This is a genomic window from Komagataeibacter kakiaceti JCM 25156, assembly GCF_000613305.1.
Genome location: NZ_BAIO01000076.1, coordinates 1 through 8,442, shown reverse-complemented (window position 1 = coordinate 8,442; position 8,442 = coordinate 1). Strand labels below are relative to the sequence as shown.

Annotated in this window: 8 protein-coding genes and 2 pseudogenes; 8 read left to right on the top strand and 2 right to left on the bottom strand. The window is 58.7% G+C overall.

The genetic code is table 11. From position 1 onward, the window contains the following. Positions 1-1,171, top strand: a pseudogene (locus JCM25156_RS06675) (malto-oligosyltrehalose synthase); the annotation flags it as partial. A gap of 33 nt (positions 1,172-1,204) precedes the next feature. Here JCM25156_RS06675 and JCM25156_RS06670 read toward each other — a convergent pair. Together JCM25156_RS06670 and JCM25156_RS06665 are read right to left on the bottom strand one after the other, a co-directional pair. After that, positions 1,205-1,537 (bottom strand): hypothetical protein, encoded by a 333-nt coding sequence (locus tag JCM25156_RS06670; RefSeq protein WP_025812553.1) that lies wholly within the window; start codon positions 1,535-1,537, stop codon positions 1,205-1,207. Between the two features lie 230 nt (positions 1,538-1,767). Then, positions 1,768-1,965 carry a hypothetical protein gene (locus JCM25156_RS06665; RefSeq protein WP_025812552.1) on the bottom strand — a complete coding sequence of 66 codons (198 nt, stop codon included), beginning with the start codon at positions 1,963-1,965 and terminating at the stop codon, positions 1,768-1,770. A gap of 588 nt (positions 1,966-2,553) precedes the next feature. Here JCM25156_RS06665 and JCM25156_RS06660 point away from each other — a divergent pair. The 7 genes and pseudogenes from JCM25156_RS06660 to JCM25156_RS22165 form a co-directional block, all read left to right on the top strand. Continuing rightward, the gene (locus JCM25156_RS06660; RefSeq protein ID WP_242402516.1) at positions 2,554-2,784 is read left to right on the top strand and encodes a hypothetical protein; all 231 of its coding nucleotides are present in this window, start codon (positions 2,554-2,556) and stop codon (positions 2,782-2,784) included. Between the two features lie 199 nt (positions 2,785-2,983). Continuing rightward, positions 2,984-3,487, top strand: coding sequence for a D-glycero-alpha-D-manno-heptose-1,7-bisphosphate 7-phosphatase (locus JCM25156_RS06655; protein WP_034958668.1), 504 nt, complete (start codon positions 2,984-2,986; stop codon positions 3,485-3,487). 22 nt (positions 3,488-3,509) lie between these two features. Further along, positions 3,510-4,987: pseudogene (rfaE2, locus tag JCM25156_RS22170) on the top strand (D-glycero-beta-D-manno-heptose 1-phosphate adenylyltransferase). Between the two features lie 91 nt (positions 4,988-5,078). Then, entirely contained in the window at positions 5,079-5,819 is a 741-nt protein-coding gene (locus tag JCM25156_RS06645; protein ID WP_025812549.1) for a glycosyltransferase family 25 protein, read from the top strand. 86 nt (positions 5,820-5,905) lie between these two features. Next, positions 5,906-7,039 (top strand): AGE family epimerase/isomerase, encoded by a 1,134-nt coding sequence (locus tag JCM25156_RS06640; RefSeq protein ID WP_025812548.1) that lies wholly within the window; start codon positions 5,906-5,908, stop codon positions 7,037-7,039. A gap of 284 nt (positions 7,040-7,323) precedes the next feature. Continuing rightward, positions 7,324-7,788, top strand: coding sequence for a hypothetical protein (locus tag JCM25156_RS06630; RefSeq protein WP_025812546.1), 465 nt, complete (start codon positions 7,324-7,326; stop codon positions 7,786-7,788). Positions 7,789-8,247: 459 nt separating this feature from the next. Then, the coding region (locus tag JCM25156_RS22165; protein ID WP_034958663.1) for a hypothetical protein at positions 8,248-8,442 on the top strand (195 nt) is incomplete at its 3' end.

Here is an 8,442-nt window from a genome sequence, read left to right as displayed (position 1 = left end):
GCAGGCATTCGAACACCTGACCGCGCCGCTGGCCGCGAAATCGCTGGAAGATACGGGCCTGTACCGTTACGCCCGCCTGCTGTCGCGCAACGAAGTTGGCTCCGACCCCGGCGTGCTGAGCCTGTCGGTGCCCGCGTTTCATATCCGCTGCGCGGACCGCCTGAACCACCACCCGGACACATTGCTGGCCACCGCCACCCACGACCACAAACGCGGCGAGGACAGCCGCGCGCGCCTCGCGGTCCTGAGCGAGATGGCCGCGCAATGGGAAACGCTGGCGCAGGGCTGGTTCGCCCGTAACGGCGCGACCGACGCCGCCGGGCCCGACCGCATTGATGAACTGATGCTGTACCAGACACTGGTGGGCGCGTGGCCGCTGGACCCCTTTGCCGACCGGGGGGCGCGCGCGCGTTTTCACCGCCGTATCGCCACATGGCAGACCAAGGCCCTGCGTGAAGCCAAGCGCCATACGGACTGGATCACGCCCAACGCGGACTATGAAAATGCCTGCGCCGCCTTTACCGAGCGGCTGCTCAACCCCGATACGTCGGGGGATTTCCTGTCACAGCTTGAAGACCTTGTTGCCCGGATCGCGCCCGCCGGGGCGCTGAACGGCCTGGCCCAGACCCTGCTGCGCCTGACCACGCCGGGGGTGCCGGATCTGTACCAGGGGTGCGACCTGTGGGATTTCAGCCTGGTTGACCCCGATAACCGCGCCCCGGTGGATTTCGCCCACCGCGCCGCCCTGCTGGAACAGTGCTCCAGCTTCGACACGGCGGCGGCCACATGGCGCACGGGGCGGATCAAGCAGGACATGATCCGGCGTGTCCTGTCATTCCGGCAGCAATATCCGGACCTGTTCGCCCGGGGCACGTATGAGCCCGTCACCATTACCGGCCCGGATCAGGGCCATGCCATCGCCTTCCTGCGTCGCTACGCGGGCATGAGCCTGCTTGTCGCGGCCCCCCGGCTACCGCTGGCCATGCAGCCCTGCGCCAGCACGCTGGCGGCGGGCCGGGAACTGGATTTTGCCTTGGACCTGCCACAGCATACAGGCCAGTGGCACAGCCTGCTGGGTGAAATCCCCCGGCAGGCGACCATGCCCTTTGAACACGGGCACATCCCCATCACCTGCCTTGTGCGCGATGCGGACGCGGGTGCGGGGGCCTGATCGTTCACGGGCCGGTCAGCCCGTAACGCGCACCTATTCCCACGCCCCGTTCTGGATCATGCAGTCACGGAAAACATTGCGGTGCGAAGCCCGGCTGATCCCGACACTCATGCCCGTGGCGTAGGCCCGGCCGCCGGAAAGACCCTCGTACTTCGCTTCAACTCCGGCATAGGCCGTGCCCTTTTCCGGCATGGCGGCATGATGGCCCTTCACAACCCCATAAGGCGAACCGACACGCTGCCGGTCACCGAGAGGGTGTGATACAAACATGAGGTTGATACGGTGCATCCGCGCCTGTGCCGCCGGGCCGATGGCGCACAGGCCAGCCAGCAGGATCGCCCCCACAAAGAAAATCTTTTCAGGCATCAGGTCTTCTCTTTTTCGTCATGCGGCTATTTATATTGTGAATATATGGCCTAACTATGTCGGCCCGCGCATGATCCGGAAGTAGTCCGCCCTGAATAACGAAGGTCTTTTATTCAAAATAAAAACCATTGCGTCCATATTTTACTATGAAGACCGCATGAACCCCCTGTTTTTGAGACAGAAAGCAAATCGTAAGGAAGTTTTTGGTGACGCTTTCCCCAGAAAGCTTCTCAACGATGGATCATGCCCATTCCGGCCCGCATGGCGGTGCGCAGCATATCGGCCCAGAGCTGGCTGTTACCGCCATGGTCGCGGGGACCCTCATCCTGTGGCGCGAAACTATGCGCTTCATCCGCCGGGTCGAGGTCATATTCCATCCTGCGCGGATGGGACGCGCAGGCCGACAGGATGACAACACACCCCACCATGATCAATACTCGGTGCAGGGAGGACCGCATCTATTAAAGGTAACCGATACGCATTGCTAAAACATCGGCAGGTACCGACCCCGCGCAGTACTGTCCACTCACACTGGAACCGGTTTCAGCCCCATGCCAGCCACGACCACGCACAGAAGCCGGCGGCGGACCATGCGGACATGTTGAATGCCTGTCATCGTAAGGCTGATTATGACAGTCCTGCAAAAACATCTGGCGCGCATACCATATGAACACTAAATGTGGATTATAGAGGCAACGATGAAATTCATTGTTACTGAATGTATTAAAGTGTAATCACACTTTCTTCCGTAATACCTGCCCCGCACGCCCTTTGCGGGGCCCTGCTTCTTCCTTCTGCCGTTTTCTTTCATGCCCGCTGGCGTCGTATGGTTTCAGGCAATGCCGGACACCATGCTTCCCCCTGTCCTGTCATGCATTGACACACCCATAAGGCGCAACCTGTACTATCATGATGCGTTGCTGCCTGTGCCATGGCGCAGAAGCAGCAGATGCCTGCCCGGATACAGACCTCGTGACCGTTCCAACGCCCACAGCATGGATGTAAGGGAGATGGACATGACGCAGTCAGATCATGAAGCAGATAATCAGGAACTTGAACTGCGGGCCATCAGCCTGTGGAACAAACAGCATCCGGACCGCCCGTGGCGGCGGGCGGGCAGCCTGCACCGCTACCATAAATCATCGCATGCGCTCCACGGCATTCCCGCCTTCCCCGAAGAGCAGGCCCAGTTCCGCTTTCTGGCGGCCCACGCCATGACCGTGGCGCAGGACAGGAACTGCTTCTGACCCCCAGACGCCGGGCCTGCAAGCCCACCCAGGGGAACCTTCACGGCGCGCCCGTGCCCGGTGGGCCGGGCGTGTCATATTTTTTCGCAACCGGTGCTGACATTAAATGTTATGGTAACAGGCTGTTAAAGCTGTAAACCTGTGTCAGCCCTTTCCCGATGGGGGAGGGCTGCCGGGTCCATCTGAGATTTTGAATGTAATGAAGTCAGCAGTTTTTCTTGATCGTGACGGTGTCATCAATGTCGATACAGGTTATCCCCATCGGATAGACGAGCTTGAATTCATCGCTGGCGCACCTGAAGCCATCGCCCGCATCAACGCAAGCGGCAGGCTGGCCATTGTCGTCACCAACCAGTCAGGCATTGCGCGTGGCCTGTATGAGGAGGCGGACGCCCACGCCTTCAACACCCATATTCAGGACAGGTTGCGGGCATGGAACGCGCGGATTGATGGATTTTACCTGTGTCCGTACCATCCTGATGCCATAATCGAGCGCTACAGGCAGGATCATCCCGACCGCAAGCCGGGACCGGGCATGATTGAACGCGCGATCAGGGATTTCCATATTGACAGGAACGGCTCATTCCTTGTTGGTGACCGGCAGACGGACATACAGGCCGCGCAGGCGGCAGGCATACCGGGATATCTCTTTACCGGCGCCCGTCTGGATGCTTTCATAACCCCTCTTCTTTCCACTTCCTGAATAGCTGGCTGTGTAAATCTGGATGATTGAAAACTTCAATTTTGGCTGTCTGTGCATCATTGGGGATGTCCTGCTCGACCAGTATGTGTTCGGGTCGGTCAACCGGATTTCGCCCGAGGCGCCTGTTCCGGTTCTCCTTCACTCCCACCGTCAGGCCGTGCCCGGCGGGGCCGCGAATGTCGCCGCCAACGCGGCCGCGCTGGGGTGCAGGGTCAATCTGGTTGGCATGGTGGGCGCCGACCGCGCGGCCCATACGCTGCGCGAAGTCATGGCCCCATGGAAAACCGTCAACCTGCAGGGTCTGGTGGAAGACCCCGTCTGGACGACAATCACCAAGACGCGCGTGCTGAGCGGACAGCAGCAGATCATGCGCATTGACCAGGAATGCGTGGGCACGCTCTCCCCCGATACGCCAGATCGCCTGATCGCGGCCGGGCTGGCCGCCCTTGCGGACGCCGACGTGCTGGTCTGCTCGGATTATGCGAAAGGCGTCCTGTCGGACAAGGTGCTGGCCGCCATGATCGGCGCGGCGCGGGAAAAGGGCATTCCCGTCATCGTCGATCCGAAACGCCAGACATTCGAGGCCTATCGCGGCGCGACCCTCATCACCCCCAACCGGTCCGAAATGACGCGGGCCACGGGCCTGCCGCTCAACACGGAAACGGAAATCGACATCGCGGCGCGAACGGCCTCGGAACAGTTCGGCGGCGATGTGCTGCTGACACGATCCGAAGCGGGCATGACGCTCTGGCGGCGCGATGGGGAAAGCCTGCACGCCGTGGCGCGCCGCTCCGAAGTCTGTGACGTGTCGGGCGCGGGCGATACGGTGCTGGCGACCGTGGCCAGCGTGCTGTCAGCGGGCGAAATGCTGGAAACGGCTGTGGTGCTGGCCGCCGCCGCCGCCGCCGTCTCGGTCAGCAAGCTCGGCACCGCCACCGTCACGCGTGAGGAACTGAGCCGCGAACTGCGCAGCGAGATGAGTGACGTGGGCATGCTCGCCACCATTGACGAGGCGAAGGAAATTGTCCGCAACTGGCGGCAGCACGGCGCGCAGGTCGTCTTTACGAACGGCTGCTTCGATCTGATCCACCCCGGTCATATCGGCCTGATCCGGCCGCCGCAAGGGAAGGGGACAAGCTGATCGTCGCCCTGAACACGGACAGTTCCGTCAGGCGCCTGAAGGGTGAAAGCCGCCCGATACAGGACGAAATCGCCCGCGCCACCGTCATGGGGGCATTGCGGGATGTTGATCTTGTCGTACTGTTTGATGAGGACACGCCGCTTGAAACCATCATGGCGCTGCGCCCCAACGTGGTGGTCAAGGGCGCGGACTATACGGAAGATCAGGTGGTTGGCGGCGACTTTGTAAAACAGTATGGCGGCCGTGTCGCGCTGGTCGATATTCTGGAAGGACGTTCGACATCATCTCTGGTCAAGAAGGCGCGGAGTAACGACACCAGTAACGTACGGGATGAAAGCAAGGCTGTATTTTCAGAGTAGCCGGATGGATGGGCTGAGTTCCGTTTTCCTTTTTTGATGGAATGGAATTCGGCCCGCCTGATTTCAAGATATGACAGATCGGTTTTTATAAATGGTATTTTTATATATAAATCGGGACAAGGACGAGAAAAGGCGAGAGACTTTCCTTGCCAACAATGCCCATATAGGGAACTTGAAAAGATTCAGCGCCATAGATGGCAATGCCATTGACAGGGATGAACTGATAAACCGGGGCATTATTAGTGCCGACTGCATTTATACCAATCCCGCCATAGGCAACGCCCTGTCACACATTTCATTGTGGAGTGGCGTGATGGAAAGCGGGAAAACTGCGTGCATATTTGAAGATGATGCAATATTATGCAGAAATTTTGAAGAACAGTATGAAAAAATACTGAACACTATTGATAGTGACTGGGAAATAATACTTTTCGGCTACAACACGGATGCCCTGCTGGCGCTGGACATGGTGCCTTCCATTCTGGAGGGAGCATTCGTTTTCAATAATACGAAATTCAAAAAAAATGTCGGCCAGTTCTCCAGCCGGAATATCACAACCCAGACCATAAAGTTACGCGAAGCCTTTGGCCTGTGTGGCTATGCCATCTCCCCCCGGGGCGCGGCCAGACTGACCGGCGCGATCATCCCGCTTCGGCGTATGGAACTGACCATAAATATTATGGATGGTTCCTGTCACAATGGCAGTCTGGATAACTTCCTGTGTGCCGCCTATACGGAAATGAACGCCTATTGTTGCGTGCCCCCCTTATGTGTTTCTGAAAATGATAAATCCCGGTCCACGATATGGAACGGCACGGACTTCTATTACTGAGTGGTGAGGGGCGTTTTTCCTCTCTTTTCCCAACCAAGCAGCGATCCCGGGCGGATACGCTGTCAATAATAAAAAAAGGTGTCGAATTGTCCAAGGATACATGGCGTGCATGGCTGTCGGAACACGCACTTCCCCTCTGGTCGGGTATCGGTTTTGACGCGGGGCGTCGGCTGTTTCACGAACGCCTGACATTTGACCGCCAGCCCATTCCGCTGCCGGCACTCCGATTGATGGTGCAGGCGCGTCAGGTTTCAACCTATTGTCGCGCGCAGCTTGACGGTTTTGGTTCCACGGCGGATCAGGCGCTGACCTGCCTGCATGAAGTCCAGAACCGTTACTGGCATGCGGATGACGCGGCAGGGTGGATTTTCTCCCTTGGCCCGGATGGACGCCCCGCGGACCGGCGGCGTGACCTGTATGCCCATGCCTTTATCCTGTTTGCCTATGGCTGGGCCTATCGTGTCTCGAACGACCCGACCTATCTGAAGGTCGCGCGCGAAACGGCGCTTGAAATCGACCAGATTTTCCAGACCGACCGGGGCGGCTATCTGGACACCGTGCCGCCGGCCGACACCATCCACCGCCAGAACCCCCATATGCATCTGCTGGAAGCATATCTTGTGCTTTTCGATGTATCAGGGGATCCGTTCTATCTGGATTATGCCCAGCGTCTGGTTACGCTGGCGCTTGAGCATTTCATCCTGCCCGGCACGGGAATGCTGCTTGAGTTCCTTGATAGCGCATGGGAACCGCTTCAGGCGGCGGGGCATAATCGCGTTGAACCCGGCCATCTGTTTGAATGGTCATGGCTTTTTTCCGAATTCGCCCGGCTTGCCCCCAATGCCCCGAACATGGAAGCCGTGCGGCTTGCCAGAGGCAGGCTGGCGGAAGCCGCCTTGGCCCATGGCGTGGACCCGGAAACACTCGTGGTCTGTGACGCCATGACCGAACATGGCAAACGGCTGGAGGATTCAACGCGCATCTGGCCGCAGACCGAATTCATCCGTGTTCTGGCGCTGCAGGCGCGCGAGGGAGACCCACGGGCTGACGACTTTATCGCACGCCAGAGCCGGTGCTTTTTTGAAAAATATGCCCCCGCGCGCCTGTCTGGTGGATGGATTGACCGTCTGGACGTGCATGGCATGCCCCTGTCGGATCATATGCCGGCAAGTTCCCTCTACCACATCTATGGCGGGGCCACGGCGATCCTGTCACGTTGATGACCATGGCCGTTGGCGTTCTCCCTGGCCGATCGGTGCCTGATGCCGTTTCACCATCGGTCCCGCCTTAGGATAATGCCGCCGGTCTGAAAAAAGGCGGCACCCGATCACTTTTGCCGTTTCGACAAACGCAAACCCACGGGGCCGGTCGATCATCATCATGATGTCATGCCCGTGGGATTGTGAATAATCGTGCATGACCATGTTTACCATCCTGCTTATTGCCTGTCCGTCGCGGCCGGATCACCATGGCCGCCGGACCAGTATGCAAACGGGAACCTGACATGATTGATCGCGCCTTACAGGCAAGGCTGCTCCGCTGCATGGCTGAAAATGGCGGCGCGGCCAATCTGCGTCCGCCACGCGAGGAGGACGAAGCCCAATACGCCAAGAACCTCATGGATCTGGAATTGCAGGGTCTGTGCAAGGGGGGCGTCACCATTTCCGGCAATGACCTCAGGATCACGGGCGAGAGTACCCTCACCAATGCGGGCCGCGCCTATCTGGACCAGCCGGACGAGATGCATGTAACGCTCAATGGCTCCCAGGCGATCAGGACGCTGCGCCAGCGGATCGCGGATGAGCCGGATCTGACCGATGCGGAACGGCAGGAACTCGGTGCGTCGCTCGATACCATGCACCCGCTCGCACTCAGGGCGCTGGGGGAGGACGTGCTGGCACGCGCGCTGGAACGCAGCCCGGACGCCATACCGCTCCTGAAAAAACACGCAACTGTTACTGACGCGTAAAAGACCGGATCATGGGTTTACTTTGTCCATGGGCGCGTACCTGCGTGCCCCGCCACCGTGCCGCTTCCTGAAGGTCTGGTCACATGACAGCCGGATTCAGCGCATCCCCGGCCGTGACGAAAGGGCCTCAAGCCCCATATATTCATTTTCACGTAGAATAATTATGAAATATATCTATTTAACAGATATATCTCATTCCGATAAAAATTAAGTATTGTAAATAAATATAAACAGATCAAGCCACTGACAAAAGAGTAGGCCAATTTATCGCATATCTGCCCGGCTTCCGGTGCCCTGCGCTTTTACTGTCATGTCTGCAATAAACTTTATTGTCTGCCAGAAATGGCATGGGTCATACAATATTTACATGACAGATATTCAGCGTTCAGCAGTCGGGACGAAATGCACACGATGCGCCACTCCACGGATACTTGCCTATACAACAGGGGACAGGCCTGCATGCCCGGAACCGGACAGGGCGCATCGTCATCCCGCCTGCTGATGCTGTGGCGCGTCGTTCTATTCGGGCTGCTGCTCTGGTGCATGGGGGCAGGGGCCGGTCGCGCCCAGACACCGGCGCCGGACAGCTCGACATCAGGCATGAGCCGTGAACAGGCGCAGCAGGTTCTCGCCGTCATCAACCGAACCCGGAAA

Coding starts and splice junctions, on each gene's coding strand:
- JCM25156_RS06670 (WP_025812553.1), bottom strand. CDS start 1,537: ATGCCTGAAAAGATTTTCTTTGTGGGGGCGATCCTGCTGGCTGGCCTG.
- JCM25156_RS06665 (WP_025812552.1), bottom strand. CDS start 1,965: ATGGTGGGGTGTGTTGTCATCCTGTCGGCCTGCGCGTCCCATCCGCGC.
- JCM25156_RS06660 (WP_242402516.1), top strand. CDS start 2,554: ATGACGCAGTCAGATCATGAAGCAGATAATCAGGAACTTGAACTGCGG.
- JCM25156_RS06655 (WP_034958668.1), top strand. CDS start 2,984: ATGAAGTCAGCAGTTTTTCTTGATCGTGACGGTGTCATCAATGTCGAT.
- JCM25156_RS06645 (WP_025812549.1), top strand. CDS start 5,079: ATGGTATTTTTATATATAAATCGGGACAAGGACGAGAAAAGGCGAGAG.
- JCM25156_RS06630 (WP_025812546.1), top strand. CDS start 7,324: ATGATTGATCGCGCCTTACAGGCAAGGCTGCTCCGCTGCATGGCTGAA.